General features: G+C 72.7%; 13 protein-coding genes. 7 read left to right on the top strand and 6 right to left on the bottom strand.

The features are described 5' to 3' along the window. The first annotated feature begins 171 nt into the window (after positions 1–171). A complete protein-coding gene (gene sigJ / locus ACIO9J_RS00340) occupies positions 172–1,116 on the top strand; it encodes an RNA polymerase sigma factor SigJ (protein ID WP_401990109.1) in 945 nt (314 codons plus the stop codon). Here sigJ and ACIO9J_RS00345 read toward each other — a convergent pair. Together ACIO9J_RS00345 and ACIO9J_RS00350 are read right to left on the bottom strand one after the other, a co-directional pair. After that, on the bottom strand, positions 1,094–2,053 hold the full coding sequence (locus ACIO9J_RS00345; protein ID WP_401990111.1) for an aminoglycoside phosphotransferase family protein: 960 nt from the start codon (positions 2,051–2,053) through the stop codon (positions 1,094–1,096). The two genes, sigJ and ACIO9J_RS00345, sit on opposite strands and share 23 nt — an antisense overlap. Before the next feature lie 49 nt (positions 2,054–2,102). Continuing rightward, positions 2,103–3,947, bottom strand: coding sequence for an ankyrin repeat domain-containing protein (locus ACIO9J_RS00350; RefSeq protein WP_401990114.1), 1,845 nt, complete (start codon positions 3,945–3,947; stop codon positions 2,103–2,105). 277 nt (positions 3,948–4,224) lie between these two features. Between ACIO9J_RS00350 and rox the strand changes: the two genes are divergently transcribed. Next, entirely contained in the window at positions 4,225–5,661 is a 1,437-nt protein-coding gene (gene rox, locus ACIO9J_RS00355; protein WP_401990117.1) for a rifampin monooxygenase, read from the top strand. A gap of 137 nt (positions 5,662–5,798) precedes the next feature. Here the strand turns inward: rox and ACIO9J_RS00360 are convergent, their stop codons facing one another. After that, positions 5,799–6,749, bottom strand: a complete 951-nt coding sequence (locus ACIO9J_RS00360; protein ID WP_401990120.1) for a SecDF P1 head subdomain-containing protein — start codon at positions 6,747–6,749, stop codon at positions 5,799–5,801. Positions 6,750–6,994: 245 nt separating this feature from the next. Here ACIO9J_RS00360 and ACIO9J_RS00365 point away from each other — a divergent pair, with 245 nt between their 5' ends. Both ACIO9J_RS00365 and ACIO9J_RS00370 read left to right on the top strand, forming a co-directional pair. Beyond that, a complete protein-coding gene (locus ACIO9J_RS00365; protein WP_401990123.1) occupies positions 6,995–8,260 on the top strand; it encodes a sensor histidine kinase in 1,266 nt (421 codons plus the stop codon). Further along, the gene (locus ACIO9J_RS00370; RefSeq protein WP_401990126.1) at positions 8,245–8,895 is read left to right on the top strand and encodes a response regulator; all 651 of its coding nucleotides are present in this window, start codon (positions 8,245–8,247) and stop codon (positions 8,893–8,895) included. Before ACIO9J_RS00365 ends, ACIO9J_RS00370 begins: the two co-directional genes overlap by 16 nt. A gap of 39 nt (positions 8,896–8,934) precedes the next feature. Here ACIO9J_RS00370 and ACIO9J_RS00375 read toward each other — a convergent pair whose 3' ends face one another. Next, positions 8,935–10,101: an amidohydrolase family protein gene (locus ACIO9J_RS00375; protein WP_401990129.1), complete on the bottom strand. Its 1,167-nt coding sequence runs from the start codon at positions 10,099–10,101 to the stop codon at positions 8,935–8,937. An 80-nt stretch (positions 10,102–10,181) separates the two neighbouring features. Then, complete coding sequence (locus ACIO9J_RS00380) at positions 10,182–10,781, bottom strand: TetR/AcrR family transcriptional regulator (RefSeq protein WP_401990132.1); 600 nt, start codon at positions 10,779–10,781, stop codon at positions 10,182–10,184. Positions 10,782–10,927: 146 nt separating this feature from the next. On the opposite strand from ACIO9J_RS00380, the gene ACIO9J_RS00385 reads away from it, so the two are divergent. Further along, a complete protein-coding gene (locus tag ACIO9J_RS00385; RefSeq protein WP_401990135.1) occupies positions 10,928–12,388 on the top strand; it encodes an MFS transporter in 1,461 nt (486 codons plus the stop codon). A 264-nt stretch (positions 12,389–12,652) separates the two neighbouring features. Here the strand turns inward: ACIO9J_RS00385 and katG are convergent, their stop codons facing one another. Continuing rightward, positions 12,653–14,884 carry a catalase/peroxidase HPI gene (gene katG, locus ACIO9J_RS00390; RefSeq protein WP_401990138.1) on the bottom strand — a complete coding sequence of 744 codons (2,232 nt, stop codon included), beginning with the start codon at positions 14,882–14,884 and terminating at the stop codon, positions 12,653–12,655. A 553-nt stretch (positions 14,885–15,437) separates the two neighbouring features. On the opposite strand from katG, the gene ACIO9J_RS00395 reads away from it, so the two are divergent. Both ACIO9J_RS00395 and ACIO9J_RS00400 read left to right on the top strand, forming a co-directional pair. Further along, positions 15,438–15,854 (top strand): Fur family transcriptional regulator, encoded by a 417-nt coding sequence (locus tag ACIO9J_RS00395; RefSeq protein WP_401990141.1) that lies wholly within the window; start codon positions 15,438–15,440, stop codon positions 15,852–15,854. A gap of 55 nt (positions 15,855–15,909) precedes the next feature. Next, positions 15,910–19,323, top strand: a complete 3,414-nt coding sequence (locus tag ACIO9J_RS00400; protein ID WP_401990144.1) for a hypothetical protein — start codon at positions 15,910–15,912, stop codon at positions 19,321–19,323. Positions 19,324–19,460 lie beyond the last annotated feature (137 nt).

Consider the following 19,460-nt stretch of genomic DNA (forward strand, 5'->3'; position numbering starts at 1 on the left):
CCCGGGACGTGCGGCGCCGTGGCCACCTCACATTTCGGAGGGCTGTCTCGTCGTGTGGGTGAGGACAGCTGCCGCACAGGGGACGGCAGCTGTCGCACGTGTGAAGGCTGCTGTCGTACGGGCATCGGCCGCAGCGGCAGCAGCAGGGACGGGCGAAGGAGCAGCGACAGCATGAGCACACCATCCGAGCCGGGCACGGGTGACCTGATCGACCCGGACCTGGGCGCGGTCATCAGCGAGCGGCGCCAGTTGATCAATGTCGCCTACCGGCTCCTGGGCTCCGTGGCCGACGCCGAGGACGTCGTGCAGGAGACGTACGCACGGTGGTACGCGATGTCGCCCCAGCAGCAGGAGGCCGTCAGGTCACCCGGGGGCTGGCTCACCAAGGTCGCGGGCCGCATCTGCCTCGACCAGCTCGGTTCGGCGCGCGCCCGGCGCGAGACGTACGTGGGCGAGTGGATACCCGAGCCGGTGCCCGACGCCACGGAGTGGATCGGCGGGCGTCCCGCCGGGCGGACGGCCGACCCCGCCGACCGCGTCACGCTCGACGAGTCGGTCAGCATGGCGTTCCTGGTCGTGCTGGAGTCGATGACGCCCGCCGAGCGCGTCGCGTTCGTCCTGCACGACGTCTTCCGCTACTCCTTCGCCGAGGTCTCCGACGTCGTGGGCCGGACGCCCGCGGCCTGCCGTCAGCTGGCCTCGTCGGCCCGCCGCCGCATCGGCGCTTCGCGCGCGCCCGTCCCGGCGACACCCTCGGCCCGGCGCGCCGACATCGTCCGGGCCTTCAGACTGGCCTGGGAGGCCAAGGACATTGACGCCCTCGTCGGCCTCCTCGACCCGGAAGCCACCGCTCTCGCCGACGGCGGCGGCGTGGTGAACGCGGCGCCGCACCCCGTCTACGGCGGCGAGCGGATCGCGCGCTACTTGACCGCCACCATCGGTCTGACGGCACACCAGACGATCCTGGAGCGGACGGTCAACGGCCAGCCCGGTCTGGTGATCCAGCAGGACGGCGTCACCTTGTCGGTCTTGGCATTCGACTTCGCCGGTGACCGGATCACGAACCTGTGGGGCGTACGGAACCCCGAGAAGCTCAGGCGGTGGACGGCGGGCTGAGGGATGTGCGCGCACGGACCCGCGCGGTGGCGAAGTCGTCGTGGTCGGCCAGGACCGCCTCGATGACGCGACGGTTGACTCCGGCCTTCTCCTCGTCGGTGTCGACGCACTCGGAGAGGACGAGCAGGGCCTTCCACAACGCCCAGCCCCTCGCGCGCGCCCAGGTCGCGGCGGGCTGGGCGACGGCCCGGCGGAACGCTTCCCTGCTCTCGCCGTCGAACATGCCCCAGGCGATGACCAGATCGCAGGCCGGGTCGCCCACACCGGAGGTGCCGAAGTCGATGACGGCGGTCAGTTCGCCGTCCTGGACGAGCAGGTTGCCCGAGGCGATGTCGCCGTGGAACCACACCGGCGGCCCGTCCCACTCGGCGGCCAGCGCGGCCTCCCACACGGCGGCGGCCCGCTCGGTGTCGACCCGCCCCTCCAGCGCGGTCAGACAGCGGCGGGTCTCCGCGTCGTAGTGGGCGAGCGAGGCTCCCCGGTACCAGCTGTGCTCCCCGGCCTCCGGCCCTCCCGCGGTGTCACAGCGCTGAAGCGCCAGCAGGAACTCGGCTACGGACACGGCGAATTGGTCCAGGTCGTCGATGTGCCCCCGGGCCGCCGTCTCCCCCGTCAGCCAGCCGCGCACCGACCAGGGGTAGGGGTAGCCCTCTCCCGGTTCGCCCTTGGCCAGTACGGGCGGGACGGCGACCGGCAGCGACGGCGCGAGGCGCGGCAGCCAGTCGTTCTCCTTGTCGACGGCGGGGACATAGCCCGCGGCGGTGGGCAGCCGCACCGTCTTGTCGTCCCCGAGGCGGTAGGTGCGGTTGTCCCAGCCGTCGACCTCGACCGGGGTGACGGACAGGCCGCTCCACTGTGGGAATTGCACGGCGACGAGGCGCCGTACGAGCGCGGCGTCGATTCCGGCGCGGCCGTCGGGAGGGAGAGTCGAAACCATCCCGCGATCATGGCTTCGCTGCATGGGTCCGGCAAGGGAGTTTCCCCCGTCAGCGTTGCAGCTCCGGGGGCAGCTCCACCCGGCGCCGGGGAGCGTTGAGGGCGGCGCGCACGCTGCCGTCACCTATCTGGAGCCCGGCCGCCGCGCACGCGTACGCCAACTCGGTGGCCGCGTGCGGGAAGTGGCGGCCGCTCTGCCAGAAGCGGAAGTGCCAGTGGGCGGGCGGGGCCGACTCGTCCGGTGGGAGTCCGATCTCCTCGCTGTCCACGATGTCGCCATCGCGGGCCAGGATTCCGTGCGTGCCGCCCTTGGGGTTGAAGTACAGCCCGTAGGCGGTGGTACCTGGCGTCACCGCGCGCAACAGCGCGTCGTCGCTGGGCATGTAGCCCTCCTGGGTGATGACGCAGCCACCGGGGCTGCCTGGGACGCCCGGCACACCGGTCACGCCCACGAAGCGCAGGAAGTCGTCGGAGTCGGAGTCGGAGTCGAACTCAGAATCAGAGTCGGGGTCGGGGTCGGGGTCGGGGTCGCACCCAGAGTCGCAGTCGGAGTCGGGGTCCTCATCCCGCCGCGCCTCCCTCACGGGGAACCGCCCCGGCTCCTGCCCCAGCCGCCGGATGACCTCGTCCTCATCCAGGTCACGGACGAAGGCGACGCCGAGCCCCTCGGTCCACAACTCCCCTTCCCCATACGCCTTGATGAGCTCGTCCGCGGCACGGAAGGCGGCCACCTCGTCGGGCGGCAGCGCCACCGCGTCCGGCAGGTCCGCGACGAGTGGGGCGAGGGGCGTGGTCAGGAGCAGCCGGCCCGGGGACCAGGTCCCGGTCTGGGGTGTCCATACGTCCGCACCCGCCGCGATCAACGCGCGGACGCTCTCCCCGTCCACGTTGCAGGCGGCGTGCCAGAGTGCGGTGTGCCCTTCGGTGTCGGGGGCGTCGACCTGGCTGACGTACGGGAGCAGCGCGGCGACGGCCTCCGGACTGCCGCGCTCCGCCGCCAGGTTGAGTGGTGTGGCCCCCGCCCAGGCGTGGGCGTCGGCCGGTGCGCCGCTCTCCAGTCTGGTGCGGATGAGCGCCGCGTCGCGCCAGTCGTCGTACCGCATGTGTTCCCAGTCCGCCCGGGGCGCCTCGCGCTGCCGTGTCTTCTCCAGTTCGCGCAGCGTGTGGCGCTGGAGCCAGGAGAGCGGTGGGGCAAGGAAGTTCCGTGGCCCGCCCATCCGTAAGAACGCGCGCAGCTCCGGCTGGAGCGGCGGCTCCTGCGTCCTCAGCTCCGGCCACACCTCTACGGCTCTGGCGGCCGCGGAACGCAGGGCGTCGGCGTCGACCGGAGTGCTGGTCTCCGCGATGCCCTCGTCCGGCCACTCGACGACGAGCCGCGTCGTCCCCGAGGGCGGCAGCTCCGCGAGGTACAGGTCCACGTCGTCCTTCAACGGACTGCTCCACGACGCGCCCGCGCCGGGGTCGAGCGGAATGAGCCCGCACCGACGCCCCTGCCCCCGGGACACATGGGCGTCGAGCAGCCCCGGCGGCCCGACCACCTCCACCGGCGGCTCCGCCCCGTCCAGCGAGGTCACCCGACGACCGTCCGCCAGCGACAGGCCCACGCGCAGGCCCGACTGACGGGCACTCCCCCGCTCCTGCCGGTGCGCTATCCGGTGCACGGCCAGATGCAGCGTCACCGAACCCGGCCACACCGACCACCCGACGACCATCACCCTGGCCTCCGGCCCGGCACCGGCCAGGGTCGGCTGCGCGACCAGGACGGGCGCGAACCATCCGGCGGGCGGCCGCTCCCGCCCGGCGTACGCGTCCTCGTCCGGCGCTCCGAGGAAGACCGGCTCGCCCCGGTCCCCCCACGGTTCTTCCGGCAGCACTAAGTCGTCGAAGAATCCCATGAACGAATCGTGGCAGGAGGGCCTGACAATCAGCCGTCCACGCGGGGCCTCGCCCGCCTACGGGGGGGCACACCTGCGACACCTGCCGCTCGGCCCGGGAGCCGACATAAAGAAGGACAAGGAGGTCAACCGCTCCTTGCCGTGCTTAATTTATAGCTGACAGGGGGCCTTGCGGCAAGGCCCGGGTGATGGCGCAGAATCATCGGCCGAAGCCGGGATCCGCGGATGCGGCTTCGAGGAAACACCTGTCGTAGAGCAAGCGAAATGGGGGGTTGCGTTGATCGACGTGATCATCGCCGGTGGTGGACCGACCGGCTTGATGCTGGCCTGCGAGCTGCGGCTGGCCGGGGTGCACGTGGTCGTGCTGGAGAAGCTGACCGAGCCGACCAAGCAGTCCCGCGGCCAGGGACTGCACGCGCGCAGCGTCGAGATGATGGACCAGCGTGGCCTGCTCGACCGCTTCCTCGCGGTCAGCGAGACGTACAGCGTCGGGGGGCTCTTCGGCGGCATCATGAAGCCGTGGCCCGAGCAGCTGGACACGGCGCACGCCTACGGTGTCGCCACGCCGCAGCCGCTCACCGAGCGGCTGTTGGGCGAGCGTGCGGCCGAACTCGACACGGACATCCGGCGCGGCTGCGAGGTCGTCGGGGTCGGTCAGGACGAGGACGGGGTGGACGTCGAGCTGGCGGACGGGACGCGGCTGCGTGCGCGCTACCTGGTCGGCTGCGACGGCGGCCGCAGTGCGGTGCGCAAGCTCATCGGCGTCGACTTCCCCGGCGTGGCCGCGACGGTCGAGACGCTGCTCGGCGAGATGGCGGTGACCGAGGAGCCCGAGACGATCGCCGCCGTCGTCAAGGAGGTCACCAAGACGCAGCTGCGCTTCGGTGTCACGCCCAGCACGGAGGGGCTGTACCGCATCGTCGTGCCCGCCGACGGAGTGGCCGAGGACCGGGCGGCCGAGCCGACCCTCGACGACTTCAAGAAGCAGCTCGTCGCGGTCGCGGGCACCGACTTCGGCGTGCACTCGCCGAGCTGGCTCTCGCGGTTCGGCGACGCGACGCGGCAGGCCGAGCGCTACCGGGTCGACCGGGTGTTCCTGGTCGGCGACGCGGCGCACATCCACCCACCGACCGGCGGGCAGGGCCTGAACCTCGGCGTGCAGGACGCGTTCAACCTGGGCTGGAAGCTGGCCGCGGCGGTCAACGGCTGGGCGCCCGACGGACTCCTCGACACCTACCACGCCGAACGGCACCCGGTGGGCGCGAGCGTCCTGGACAACACCCGCGCGCAGATCACCCTCCTCGGCACCGACCCGGGTCCGACCGCGCTGCGGGAGCTGTTCTCGAAGCTGATGGACTTCGAGGAGGTGAACCGGTACGTCACAGGGATCATCACCGCGGTCGACATCCGCTACGACCTCGGCGCCGGCGACGGGGCCCACGAGCTGCTGGGCCGCCGGATGCGCGACGTACAGCTGAAGCAGGGGCGTCTCTACGAGCTGCTCCACGAGGGCCGCGCCCTGCTGCTCGACCGGACGGGCCGGCTCTCGGTGAACGGCTGGACCGACCGCGTCGACCACGTCACCGACACCTGCGAGGAACTGGACGCACCGGCGGTACTGCTGCGTCCGGACGGTCACGTGGTGTGGGTCGGCGAGGACCAGGAGGGCCTGGCCCACGAGCTGTCGAAGTGGTTCGGCGCGGCGACGGGCTGAGCGATCGGCCGGCCCGCCACGGGACCGGTGCGTGCGTTCCCTTTCCTACATGACCAGCATCCCCGCGCGCGTGGCGATCGTCGCGTACGAGACCGGACTGATCAGCGCGGACGCGGGGCGGATCGGCGGGTGACCGTCTAGTCCCCGGTGCTCGCGTCGCGGCCGGTGGCCGCGTCGTCGATGTCGGTCACACTCGACACCTTCATGTCGACGGGGAGGGCTCCCGCGGAGAGGAGCGCGGCCAGTTCGCGGGCGGACGCGCGCGTGAAGGTGCCCGAGATCTGGACTTTTCCGTTGGGGATCGTCGAACTGACCGAGGGAGCGGAGAGCACCTGGCCGTCGAGGACGATCGCCACCTCGTTCGTGGGCGGCTGCTGCCGGGAGAGTTCGGTGGTGAGGTCCGTGAAGCGTTGCGCGCCGCGGTTCGTGAAGGCGATGTCCACGAGCCAGCCGCTCCCGCCCTGTTCGTCGTAGCGTGCGCGGGCGGAGGAGACGTCGCCGCCCCGCACGGCGGCGGGTCCGAGTTCGTACCGGTTGGCCGGGACGCTGCCGGATTTGGTGGAGCAGGCGGTGAGCGGTTCGGTGGCGGGCGCGGTGGCCGCCGGGCACCGGTCCGCGGTCGCGGCGCTCTCGCCGCGGACCGGCCGGAACTCCAGCCTGGCCTGTTCGCCCAGCGCCGTGAGCTTCTCCTCGGCCTTGCCGGGCGCTGTCGCCGTGATGCCGCCGCCGAAGACGGCGACGTGTGCGTTCTTCAGGCCCAGCAGTTCGGCCCGGTGGCGCATGAGGTCCGCCGTGGTCTCAAGGACCCCCGCCTTCTGGGGTGTTGCGGGCGTGAACACCACACTGGTCTGGGTGGCCCGGGTGGCGGAGGACGCCGACGAGCGCGGAGCCGAGGTGTCGGCGGCGTCGGGCCCCTGCGCCGAACTTCCCTTGTCCTGCGCGCCCTTCGAGTCTCGTGCGCTCTCCGTACTCTCCGTTTCCCCGGACGAACCACCGCACGCGGCCAGTCCCACGATCGCCGCTCCCGCGACGGCCGCGCACCGCACCGCTCGTAATCGGCCCGCCCTCGGCCCAACCCTCTTCGCCACAGCCTCTCCCTGCTGTAGTCACCGTGTCATCCTCAGTAACTTATGCCCGGTCCGGGGCGCGTGGCCACGGAACCGGCCACACGGTTGTCCTTCGGGCGGGGTCCGGCCGTACGACGAGGTGGGGCTAGCCCCACTTCTGACCCGGTCCGGCGGGGAAAGCGGCCCGCGCGGTGCAGAGTGGGAGCCACCGAGCCGCACCGGCCGGGTCGGCGCGTCCTTGGGGCGCAGCGAGGAAGTGGGAAGGCATGGACACAAGGCGGGCGGCATCGTGGGCGGTGGGCGCCTGGGTGGGACTCATACGGGCGTGCGTCGTGGTGGCCCTCAGCATGGCGGTCCCTGCCGTGTGGGCCGCCACGGTGGCGCTCGCGGTCTTCTGGGGGCCGGGAAACCCGTGGTCATGGGCGCCCGTCCCGCTCGTGGCCCCGGTCGGCACCCTCGCCCTGTCCCGTCCGGTCTGCGGGATGTTCCGCCTCCTCGTCGCACGCTGGACGGACACCGTCATCACGCCCGGCTACCGGCAGGCGCCTCCGGTGGTGCTCATGTCCACCGGGTACTGGTGGAACGGTTTCTCGTACGAGAAGACCAGCCGTGACGCCCGCCTTGATCAGCGGTGGCGGCTGCGCTGGAACGACCCCGCCAACTGGCGCGATCTGCGGTTCACGGCGGTCGCCCCGTTCGCTGCGGGCCTGCTCGCGGCCGTCCCGCCCGCCGGTCTCGCGGCGGCGACCTTCGGCCTCGCCCAACCCTCGCTCCCCGCACGCCTCTTCGGGGTGGCCGCGCTGGCCGTGGGCATCGGCTCAGCCCCGTACGCCTGGCGGTGCGTCGAGCCCGTGGCCGTACGTTTCCTGCGTCCGTCCCCCGCGATGGAACTCGCGGAGCGGGTCGACCAGTTGACCGCGCAGCGCGCCGACGCGACGGTCGCGCAGGCCGCCGAGATCCGCCGGATCGAGCGGGACCTGCACGACGGGGCGCAGGCCCGTCTGGTCGGGCTCGGGCTCTCCCTCGCGACCGCGGAGAAGCTGATGGAGACCGATCCCGGGCAGGCCAGGGCGCTGATGCGGGAGGCGCGGACCGGAGCGGCCACCTCGCTGAGCGAACTCCGCGAACTGGTCAAGGGAATCAATCCGCCGGTACTCAACGACCGCGGCCTCGTCGACGCCGTCCGCGCGCTCGCCCTGGACAGTCCGCTCGACGTGACGGTCAGCGCGGGCGACCGGCTCGGCCTGGACCCGCCGATCGAGTCCGCCGTGTACTTCGGCACCGCCGAACTGCTCACCAACGCGGTCAAGCACGCCCACGCGACCCGGGTGCGCGTCTCCATCACGCGGGACGACAACGGCATCGTCGTCTCGGTCGAGGACGACGGCCGGGGCGGTGCCGAGGTGCGGCCCGACGGCGGGCTCGCGGGGCTGCGCCGCCGCCTCGCGGTCTTCGACGGCACCCTGGACATCAGCAGTCCCGCGGGTGGTCCGACGCGTGCCAGGATGGCGGTGCCATGCGCGTCGTCGTAGCCGAAGACCTCTACCTCCTGCGGGACGGGATGGTCCGCCTGATCGAGGCGTACGGACATCAGGTGGTGGCGACCGCGACCACCGGACCCGAGACGCTCGAAGCGCTGCTCACCAGCCGGCCCGACGTCGCCGTCATCGACGTCCGCATGCCGCCGACCCAGTCGGACGAGGGCCTGCGCGCGGCACTGGCGGCCCGCGCCCGACTGCCGGGCCTGCCCGTCCTGATCCTCTCCCAGTACGTCGAACAGCTCTATGCCCGCGAGCTGTTGGCCGACGGGACAGGGGCGATCGGCTATCTCCTCAAGGAGAGCGTGTTCGACGCCGACCAGTTCATCGACGCCCTGGAACGCGTCGCGGCGGGCGGCACCGCCATGGACCCGGCAGTCATCGCCAAACTGCTCTCCAGCGGCTCCTCCCACCGCCGCCTCGACCACCTCACCGAACGCGAGCACGCGGTACTGGGTCTGATGGCCGAGGGCCTGTCCAACCAGGCCATCGCCCGGCGCCTCTTCCTCAGCGACAGCGCGATCAGCAAGTACACGACGTCCCTGTTCGGCAAGCTCTCCCTCACCGACGACGACAACAGCAACCGTCGGGTCCTGGCGGTCCTGGCCTATCTGAACGAGTCCGGCTAGCCGCCCGGTGCCGTGTGGGCAGGTGGGCATGTCGTACGGCTATGCCACCACGCGCCCCGCCGCCACGACCGTCCTCGCCCCCGCCAACACGTCCAGATCCTTCAACGGGTCGCCCTCCACGAGGAGCAGATCGGCTCGCAGGCCCGGCGCGATACGGCCCGTCAGGTCGCCGACGCCGAGCGCCTCGGCGCAGCGGCGTGTCGCCATGTCGAGGATCCGGTCGTTCGGGACGCCGAGGTGCGCGTAGAAGGGCAGGGCGCCGGGCAGGCCGTCGAATCCGGTGCGCTGGACTCCCGCGTCGGTGCCGACGATCACGTTCGCCCCGGCCTCGATCATCTGCCGGACCTGGTCGAACATGACGGCCGCGCGCTCCTCGCCGAAGACCTTCGGCAGCATCCGCCAGTGCGGGCTCACGGTCAGGCTGACCGCGATGTCCTCGTCGATGATGCGCCGCAGGACGTCGGGGCGCAGGTCGAAGCCGGTCTCGGTCATCCAGGTGCAGTGCTCCAGGGTGTCCACCCCGGCGCCGACCGCCTCGGCGATCGCGTCGGCGCCGTGGGCGTGCGCGGCGACCGGCAGTCCGGCGGCGTGCGCCGCGTCGACCAGGGCCGTCAGCTCCCCGGGCGAGAACTGGCTCTGCCAGCTGCGCGGGCCGTCCTTGGTCAGGCCTCCCCCGCTGGTCATCACCTTGATGACGGCGGCGCCCGCCTCGACGTTGCGCCGCACCAGATCACGTACCGCCGTCTCGCCCGAGACCTCGCCGCCCAGGAAGTGGCAGTGCCCGCCGGGCGGCGTCGCCGGGGTGCCCGCCGCGAGGATGCGCGGGCCCGCCAGGCGTCCCGCCTCGATCTCGGCGGCGACCCGGAAGGCGAGGCCGCCCCGGTCCCCGAGGTCGCGCGCGGTCGTGATGCCGGACCGCAGGAGTTGCTCGGCGCGCCGGCACATCAGGTCGTACAGGACCTCGTCGCCTTCCCGCAGTCCGGCGACGGGGTCGGTGCCGCCGTCGAAGATCAGGTGGACATGGGAGTCGATGAGTCCGGGCAACACCGTGCCGGAGTGGGCGAGTTGGCGTACGTCGGGGTCCGCCTGCCGGGCGATGTCCGTCTTCGGTCCGACGGCGGTGATCGTGTCGCCGTCGACGAGGACGGCACCGTCCTCCAAGTAGGTGCCGGTGTCCGTCAGGATGCGGTCCGCGATGATCAGCATCGGCCCATTCTCCTCGCCGGGCGGATCCGATCAACTCGGCGGCACGGCGGGCCGGTCGGCGCCGCACGGACCGGGTCGCCTCACAGGTCGGGCCACCCGCGCCTGAGGTGGTCGAACGCGGTGCCGAGCGCCGTCAGCGGTTCGGCGTCCAGGCCCGCCAGGTCGGGGATCTCCAGTACGTAGCGGGACACGATGCGTACGGAGACGTCGTCCGCGGCGCGGCCCGTCTCCCGTGCGATCGCCTCGGCCAGGGCGCCCTCGCAGTCGGTCCACAGGGTGCGGGCGTAGCGCCGCAGGGCCGGGGTGGCGACGATCAGGTCGAGTTTGCGGCGCTCGTCGGGGCCGAGGTCACCGGCGAACGTGCCGCGTCCGGCGAGAAAGGCGTGCAGGGCGTCGAGGATCGACCGGCCCGCTCCGCGCTCGCGGACCGCCGCCGTCAGGGAGGCCTCGCGCTCGGCGCTGTCGCCGAGGATCAGCGCTTCCTTCCCGCCGGGGAAGTGGGCGAAGAGCGTGGTCAGCGCCGTGTCCGCCGCCGCGGCGATCTCGGCGACCTTCACCTGGTCGTAGCCCCGCTCCAGGAAGAGGCGCAGGGCCGCGTCGGACAGCGCCTTGCGGGTGGCGGCCTTCTTGCGTTCGCGGCGTCCTGGCGTCGGGTCCTGGCTGCGCGGCTGGGTCGTCATGGCTCCATCATAGCCGCGACCCCCTAGTCGCTTCAAAGTCGTAGTCATTGCGTTTTCGTAGTGGCTATGTTTCTCTGAAATGGAGGCCGTCGCGCCCGGTGACTCCCTCTCCCTCCCAGCCCACTCACCCGTACAAGGAGCTCGCCATGACGTCCTCGTCCTCGGCACCGGCCGCTTCCCGGCCGCCGGAAGCCACCTCACCCGCCCTCGCGCAGGGCCTCTCCAAGACCGCCTTCTGGCTGATCCTGGGGCTCGTCCTGCTGGCCGACGCCCTCGACATGATCGATTCAACGGTCACCAACATCGCCGCGCCGACGATCGTCGGCGAGATCGGCGGCGGCGAAGGCCTGATCAAGTGGCTGGGGTCCGCCTATGCCCTGGCGATGGGCGTGCTGCTCGTCGTCGGGGGACGGCTCGGCGACAAGTTCGGGCAGCGCCGCCTGTTCCTGATCGGCATGACCGGGTTCACGCTGGCCTCCGCCGTCTGCGGTCTGTCTCCCGACCCGGCACTGCTGGTCGTGGCCCGCGTGCTGCAAGGCGCCTTCGGAGCCGTACTGATACCGCAGGGCATGGCCATCATGACCAGGACGTTCTCGCGGGAGCAGATGGGCAAGGCGTTCAACCTCTTCGGCCCGCTGCTCGGTCTCGCCACCGTCGGCGGCCCGATCCTCGCCGGTTTCCTCATCGACGCCGACCTGGCCGGACTCTCCTGGCGGCCGATCTTCCTGATCAACGTCGTGCTCGGCACGCTCGGCGTGTTCGCCGCCGCGAAGCTGCTGCCCCGGGACGCGGGCGACCGCTCGCTCACCGTCGACGGCCGGGGCTCCGCGCTGCTCGCCGGGACCATGTTCGGTCTGATGCTCGGCCTCATCGAGGGCTCGACCAACGGCTGGGGCGCCCTGTCGCTCGGCTCGCTCGCCGTCGGCGCGGTCTTCCTGGTCCTGTTCGCGCGGCGCCAGCGCACCGCGGCCGAGCCTCTGATCAAGGCCTCGCTGTTCCACAACAGGGGCTTCACGTCAGGCCTGTTCGTCGGCCTGCTCTACTTCGCGGTGACGTCGGGACTGCTCTACGTCGTCTCGCTCTTCATGCAGCAGGGCCTCGGCGCGAGCCCTTCGGACGCCTCGCTCGGGCTGCTGCCGCTGACCGTCGGCATCATCGTCGCCGCGTTCGTGAGCATGGGTGGCGGGCTCACCGGGAAGCTGGGGCGTGACCTGATCGCCATCGGCATGGCGCTGACCCTCGCGGGCGCGGGCTGGCTGCTCGTCCTCGTCCTCTCCCACGGCACCGGTACGACGCTGTGGGCGATGGCCCCGGCCCTGTTCCTCACCGGGCTCGGCATGGGCTGCTGCTTCGGCACCATCTTCGACATCGCGCTCGGCGACATCGCGGGCGACGAGGCGGGCAGCGCGAGCGGTTCGCTCACCGCGATCCAGCAGCTCGCCAACGGGCTCGGCTCGGCCGTCGTCACCACGGTCTACTTCCACGCGGGAGCGCCGGCCCACGCGATGAAGGTCAGCCTGATCGTCGTGCTCGCGGTGACGGCTGCGTGCCTGCCCGCCGTACGGCTGCTGCCGCGCCGGGCGCCCGAGGGCGTGGGCGGGCACTGAGAGAGCGGCACCGAGAGAGGGCCGCTCGGCGGCAATCCGCAAAGCCTTCGACGACGAATCACAGATGCGCGAGGAACCGTGAGGGGTCCTCGCGGTGGAGGCCGCCGGGGTACGTGATCCCGGCGGAGCGCGGGGCCCGGCCCGGCCCCCTCCGCCCGGACGCCGCCGGACGGGCCTCCTGCGGGGGAAGCTGCCGCACGCCGGCGGGCGTGCGGCAGCTTCATGAACCGCTCGGGCTCAGCCGTGCGAGCCCGGTCGCGACGGTCAGACGAGGTCGAACCGGTCGAGGTTCATGACCTTGTCCCAGGCCGCGACGAAGTCCTTCACGAACTTCTCCTTCGCGTCGTCGCTCGCGTAGACCTCCGCGACCGCCCGCAGCTCGGAGTTCGAGCCGAAGACCAGGTCGGCACGGGTGCCGGTCCACTTGACCTCGCCGGTGGCCGCGTCCCGGCCCTCGAACGTGGTCGCGTCCTCGGACGTCGACTTCCACGTCGTACCCAGGTCGAGCAGGTTGACGAAGAAGTCGTTCGTCAGCGTGCCGGGGCTGGTGGTCAGCACGCCGTGCTTGGACTGCTGGTGGTTGGCGCCGAGGACGCGGAGTCCGCCGACGAGGACGGTCAGCTCGGGGGCGCTCAGGTTGAGCAGGTTCGCCTTGTCGACGAGCAGGTACTCGGCGGGCAGGCGGGTGCCCTTGCCGACGTAGTTGCGGAAGCCGTCGGCCGCGGGCTCCATCGCGGCGAAGGACTCCACGTCGGTCTGCTCCTGCGAGGCGTCCGTACGGCCCGGTGTGAAGGGGACCTGGACGTCGTGCCCTGCGTCCTTGGCGGCCTGCTCCACGGCGGCGGTGCCCGCGAGGACGATCAGGTCGGCGAGGGAGACCTGCTTGCCGCCGCTCTGGGCGGAGTTGAAGGACTCCTGGACGCCTTCCAGGGTGCGCAGGACGCTCGCCAGCTGGTCGGGCTGGTTGACCTCCCAGCCGCTCTGCGGCTGCAGGCGGATGCGTCCGCCGTTGGCACCGCCGCGCTTGTCGCTGCCGCGGAAGGAAGCGGCCGACGCCCAGGCGACGGAGACCAGTTGGCCGACCGTAAGGTCCGTGGCGAGGATCTTCGCCTTGAGGGACGCGATGTCCTCGGCGTTCACCAGCTCGTGCGTCACCGCGGGGACCGGGTCCTGCCAGAGCAGCGTCTCGGCGGGGACCTCCGGGCCGAGGTAGCGCACGACCGGGCCCATGTCACGGTGGGTCAGCTTGTACCAGGCACGGGCGAAGGCGTCCGCGAACTCGGCGGGGTTCTCCAGGAAGCGCCGCGAGATCTGCTCGTACGCCGGGTCGAACCGGAGCGAGAGGTCCGTCGTCAGCATCGTCGGGGCGTGCTTCTTCGACGCGTCGAAGGCGTCGGGCACGGTGTCGGTGCCCGCGCCGTCCTTCGGCCGCCACTGGTGCGCGCCCGCCGGGCTCTTGAACAGCTCCCACTCGTACCCGAAGAGGATCTCGAAGAAGCTGTTGTCCCACTCGGTGGGGGTGTTGGTCCAGATGCCCTCGAGGCCACTGGTGATCGCGTCGGCGCCGACGCCGGTGCCGTGCGAGCTCTTCCAGCCCAGGCCCTGCTGCTCCAGCGGGGCGGCCTCGGGGTCGTCGCCGACCGCGTCGGCCGGGCCCGCGCCGTGGGTCTTGCCGAAGGTGTGGCCACCCGCGATGAGGGCGACCGTCTCCTCGTCGTTCATCGCCATCCGGCGGAACGTCTCCCGGATGTCGCGGGCCGCGGCGATCGGGTCCGGAGTGCCGTTGGGGCCCTCGGGGTTGACGTAGATGAGGCCCATCTGGACCGCGCCGAGCGGGTTCTCAAGCTCGCGGTCGCCGGTGTAGCGCTCGTCGCCGAGCCAGGTGGTCTCGGGACCCCAGTAGACGTCCTCGTCGGGCTCCCACGCGTCGGCGCGGCCGCCGCCGAAGCCGAAGGTCTCGAAGCCCATCTGCTCCAGGGCGACGTTGCCGGTGAGGACGAGCAGGTCGGCCCAGGAGAGGTTCTTGCCGTACTTCTTCTTGACCGGCCACAGCAGCCTGCGGGCCTTGTCGAGGCTCGCGTTGTCCGGCCAGCTGTTGAGGGGCGCGAAGCGCTGCTGGCCCGAACCGGCGCCGCCGCGGCCGTCGCTGATGCGGTAGGTGCCCGCGCTGTGCCAGGCCATCCGGATCATGAGAGGGCCGTAGTTGCCGAAGTCGGCGGGCCACCAGTCCTGCGAGGTCGTCAGGACCTCGGCGATGTCCCGTTTCACGGCCGGCAGGTCGAGGCTCTTGAACGCCTCGGCGTAGTCGAACTCCTCGCCGAGCGGGTTCGCCACGGCGGGGTTCTTGGCGAGGATCTTCAGGTTGAGCCGCTCGGGCCACCACTGGCGGTTTCCGCCGCCCTGCGTCGGATGCGGCGCACGACCGTGCGCGACCGGGCAGCCGGTCACTTCCTCCGGCTTCGGGTCGGTGACGATCGCGTCGTGGTTCTCAGTCATGCGAATCCTTCCGGACGGGGCGGATCACGGTGCTCAGAAACTGCGGGGCGGTTGACGCACTCGGGGCGCGGACCCCGTGGACGGCCTCGGGCCCCGCCGGCCGGGAGAACACGGTCGGCGGACGCGGACGCGATCGGGCGAGGGACTGGTGGGACGGGGCGGGGAACGCGGTCGGACGCGCCGGTCCGACGACAACCGTTTCGGCGACCGCGCCGGTGTCGATCGGCACGATGCCGACCGATGCGGCGTCGACCGGCCCGGTGCGGGCCGATCCGGCGTCGACCGGTGCGACATCGGCAGGACGGACAGCGTCCGGCCGACGGCGTCCAGCGGCTCGCCGTCCGGATGGTCCGCGAGCGGGACACCGGATGCCGCGGCGAGCGGACCCGCCTCCTGAAGTCACGCGTTTTCCCCTGCTGTTGCTCTGTCCCTCGTGCCCTGACCCTTGGCTGTTGGCCGGAACCGATCCTACGATGGACCTAGTCCAAGTCAATACGCCAGACAGGGCCGTACGGAAACATTCGTCTGACGATGCACAGTGAGGCTGGTGCGCATGAGTGACCTGCTCGAACGGCTCCGCGGGCGAGGCTGGCGGATGACCGCTCAGCGCCGGGTGGTCGCCGAGGTGCTCGACGGCGAACACGTCCACCTCACCGCCGACGAGGTGCTCGCGCGCGCCACGGCCCGACTCCCCGAGATCTCCCGCGCCACGGTCTACAACACCCTCGGCGAACTCGTCTCGCTCGGCGAGGTGATCGAGGTGGCGACGATCGGCCGCGCCAAGCGCTACGACCCGAACGCCCACCGGCCCCACCAGCACCTCACCTGCTCGGGCTGCGGCACCATCCGCGACGTCCACCCCCTCGGCGACCCCTTGGACGAACTCCCCGCCACCGAGCGCTTCGGCTTCAGCGTCTCCGGGGCCGAGGTCACCTACCGGGGCGTATGCCCGGAGTGTGCCGGGTCCTGAGGTTTCGCGACCTAATTCGATCGCGCGAGGCACCCGCCACGGGCACAATCACCGCATGTCGACCACTGCGGAGAGCCTGCTCCGTGCCCTGGAACCGCTTCCGTTCTCCGAGCGTCTGACGCTGACCGCGCGCACCGCGTCGCGGCTCGCGGAGGTGCGAGTCGGCGATGGCGAGCGGCTCGCCGATCTGCTTGCCGAGTGGGACGCGCGCGGCCCCTACGAGCGGCGGCTCGCCGCGCTTGCCGCGTTCGCCGGGCACGACGTCGCGTTCCTCGGTGCGCGGCTCGCCGATCCCGATCCGGTGGTCGCGGGGTACGCGCTGCGCGCCGCACGCGTGCTGCCCGTGCCGGACGAGGCGTTGGAGGCGGCGTACGCCGACGCGCCGGCCGCGCGGCGACAGCGGCTCGCCCGGGTGGTCGCGGGCGGGACCCGTACCGCTCTCGCCGAACGGCTCGTGGCGCGGCTGCGCGACGAGTGGGGGGACGCGGAGGCCGCGCGGCTGCTGCCCGGCTGTTCCTCCGGCTTCGTGGCGCGGGAGTTGCCCGCGCTCGCCCATGCCGTGACCGGCTGGACGCGGCTTGCGCGCCGTCACCCCGACGCGGTCCTCGACCACTGCGATGCGGCCCTCGCCGAGAGGGGCGCCGGAGAGCAGCGGCAGGTCTGGTGGCGGCTGCACGCCACGACGGTCGTGGCGCTCGCGCCGCTGCGGCCCGAGCGCGTGCTCGGTCTCCTGGAGCGGTACGGGCCCGACAGCCTGCCGTACCCGCTGGCCAGGGGACTTGGCCCGCTGGTAGACGCCGACGCCGAGCGCGTGATCGGCTGGATCGTCTCTCCCGACCGCGTCGAGCCGCGCTACGAGCCGGCCCCGCCGCCGGGCGTGCTGCGCAGGCTGGTGCGGGCCGAGCCCGCTTCGCTGCCCGCGCTCGGGCGTCATTGGGCGGGGCGCGACGCCCAGTTCACCGCGCTCGTGCGGGCCATGGCCCCCGGTCGGCGCCCCGCGTTCGTCGACGCGGTGGTCGCCGAGGGGACGCGCTCGGATCCGGCGCTCGGGGTCCTCGCGCTGCTCCCTCGCGAACGCCGCTGGGCGGAAGTGCGGCGGGCCGCGGCCGAGTTCACCGGTGAGTCCTGGTGCTGGTGGGACGAGTTGGACACGCTCGCGCACGGCCCGTTCGAGGAGGCGCGTGCCGAACTGCTCGGCGCGGTACGCCGCTCGGACGCGGACGACCGGGCGATCGCCTGGCCGATCCTGGTGGCGTGCGTCGCCCTCGACGCCGGCCGTCCGGCCGTCACCGAACTCCTGTCCCTGATGGGCGGTCTGCGCAACGAGCAGGACCCGGTGCGCGGCGCCGCGCTGACCGCTCTCGCGGCCGCGCATCCGCGTCTCCTGCGCGCCGAGAACATCACCGCCCTCGACAAGATCACCGTCGACGCCCTGGAGGCACGGGACGGTTCGCGAGGGAGTCGCAGGGCGCTGCGCACGCTCGCCGAACGGGTCCTGGTCGAGCACGCCACGGACGGCGAACCGGCCCTGCGGGACTGGGCGTTGCGCACGCTGGGGCGGATCGCGGGCCGGGTGGGCGCGCCCGACTTCGGGCGGCTCGACCACGAGCTGCGCCGGGGCCAGGAGCGTCAGGTCGTCGACGCACTGCGCCCCTGGCTCGACGCCGCGGCCGCGCGGTCCGACTTCCGGCTGCTGCTCGGCCTGGCCGACGCGCTGGGGCCGCGGGCGCGGTCGCTGCCCGAGCTCCAGGAGATGCTGGCCACGGCGCTGGAGCGCGGTGACGACGACACGTGCGAGAGGGCCGTGGCGCTGTGGCTCGCCGCACCGGCCACCCGCGACGAACGCGTCGCGTCGATCGTGGCGCGGGAGCCCTCCGCGATCGTCCTGGCGCCCGTACGGCGCGCGGTGTCCCGGCGCCGCACGGATCTGCTCGACGTGCTGCTCGCGGACACCCCGCCGTACGGCCGCTTCCTGGTGCGGGGCGCCGGGCGGCCGCTGCCCGATCTCGGCGACAGCGACCGCTGGCTGCCGCGCCAGCAGCGTGCCGCGGCGCGGATCGCCGGGCAGCGGGCGGCGGACGTGTCCCTTCCGCTCGATGTACGGGCGGCCGCCATCCGTGCCGCCGCACCGGTCCCGGTGTCCGGGCGCGAGCTGGCGATGCGGCACAAGGACGACCCGGAGGTCGTGGTGGCGGAGGCGGCGCTCGCCGCGCTGCCCTGGACCGACCGGCCGCAGGACGCCCTGCCGGTGCTCCTCGAAGAGGCGGGCGGCGACCGGGCCAGGGTCGCCGTGTACGCGGCGGCGCGCGCCGCGCGTTTCACCGCGCCGTCCGAACTCGCCCTTCTCCTCGGCGCGTTGCTGGACGGCGAGCGGCCCGCGAAGGTCACGTCCCGTAAGGAGGCGGTGCGGCTCGCGGCCCGGTTCCTGCCGCCTCGGCAGGCGCTGGACCTGCTGGCGCGCGCCTTCCACGCCCCCGACCGCCACCCTGACGTACGGGCCGCCGTCGTCGGCGCGCTGCCGCCGCTGCTCGGCGTCCCCGAGGCCTGGCCTCTGCTGGAAGCCGCTGCGGGCACCGACGCCGAGCCCGTGCTGAACGCGCTGGTGCAGGTCACCCCGTGGGAGCTGCCCACCGCGCGGCGCCGCGGGTACGCCGCGGTGGTCGACGCGGCCTACGACGCGTGCCTGGCGTCGATCGAGGGCTTCGTGGGCTACGCCATGCTGCGGTCCTTCGGCGTGTGGTGCCGCTACGAGCCCGGCCTTGCGGACCGGCTCGCCGGTACGGTCCGCGACCTCGGCTCCCGTGAGCACTGGCAGTACGCGGCGTGGGTGCTGCGCGACCTGGCCGCGTCGGGCCTTCCGCACCCGGTGGGCGGCACCGGGCCCGGCAGCGTGCTGCACGGTGCGGTGGCCGCGTTGCTCGCCGCCGCGCACGGGCCCGAGGGCGGCTGCGACGCCGGGGAGGACAGGGACCTGCCGGCCCTCCAGCGCCTGCGCACCCTGGTGTCGCCGAGCTCCGACAGCGGCGAGTGGCAGCGCCCCGAGATCCTCGAACCGCTCGCCGCCCAGCTGGCGCAGGAGCCTCTCCTGGTGGCGGAGCGCGCCGATCTGCTGCGTCGGCTGGTCGACAGGGAGACCGATCCCGACGCGCTCCAGGCCCGCCTTGCCGAACTGGCCGGGGCTCTGGAGGGCGCCGGGGTGACCGTCGCCGTGCAGACCTCGGGCCGACTGCGCACCGGCTCGGCGCACGGCGGGCCGTCCCGGCAGGCCGCAGCGCTGCTCGCCGCGGCCGACCGGCTCGCCAGGGACGGCGGCACCGTCACGGGGCTGCTCGCGGTCGGTCTGGTGACCGGCTGCGGCCCCGGTCTCGGCTGGTCCGACGAGTGGCGGGCGCTGCTGCGCCTGCTGCGCGCGCACCGGGACCCCGACGTACGCCACGGTGCCCACCGGACGACGACCGAGCAGGAGTGAGCGCGGCCGGGGCGGTGGCGATGGGCCCCGGTAGGCGTCCCCCATACCCCGGAACGCCCGCCCGGCATGCCGGAACGGGTGTCCTGGCCCAGGCTGGACGAGCGGCCGCATCCCGGACCGTGCCGCAGCGAGGGAGC

Origin of the sequence: Streptomyces sp. NPDC087300 (genome assembly GCF_044744425.1) — a bacterium.
Classification (GTDB): Bacteria; Actinomycetota; Actinomycetes; order Streptomycetales; family Streptomycetaceae; genus Streptomyces.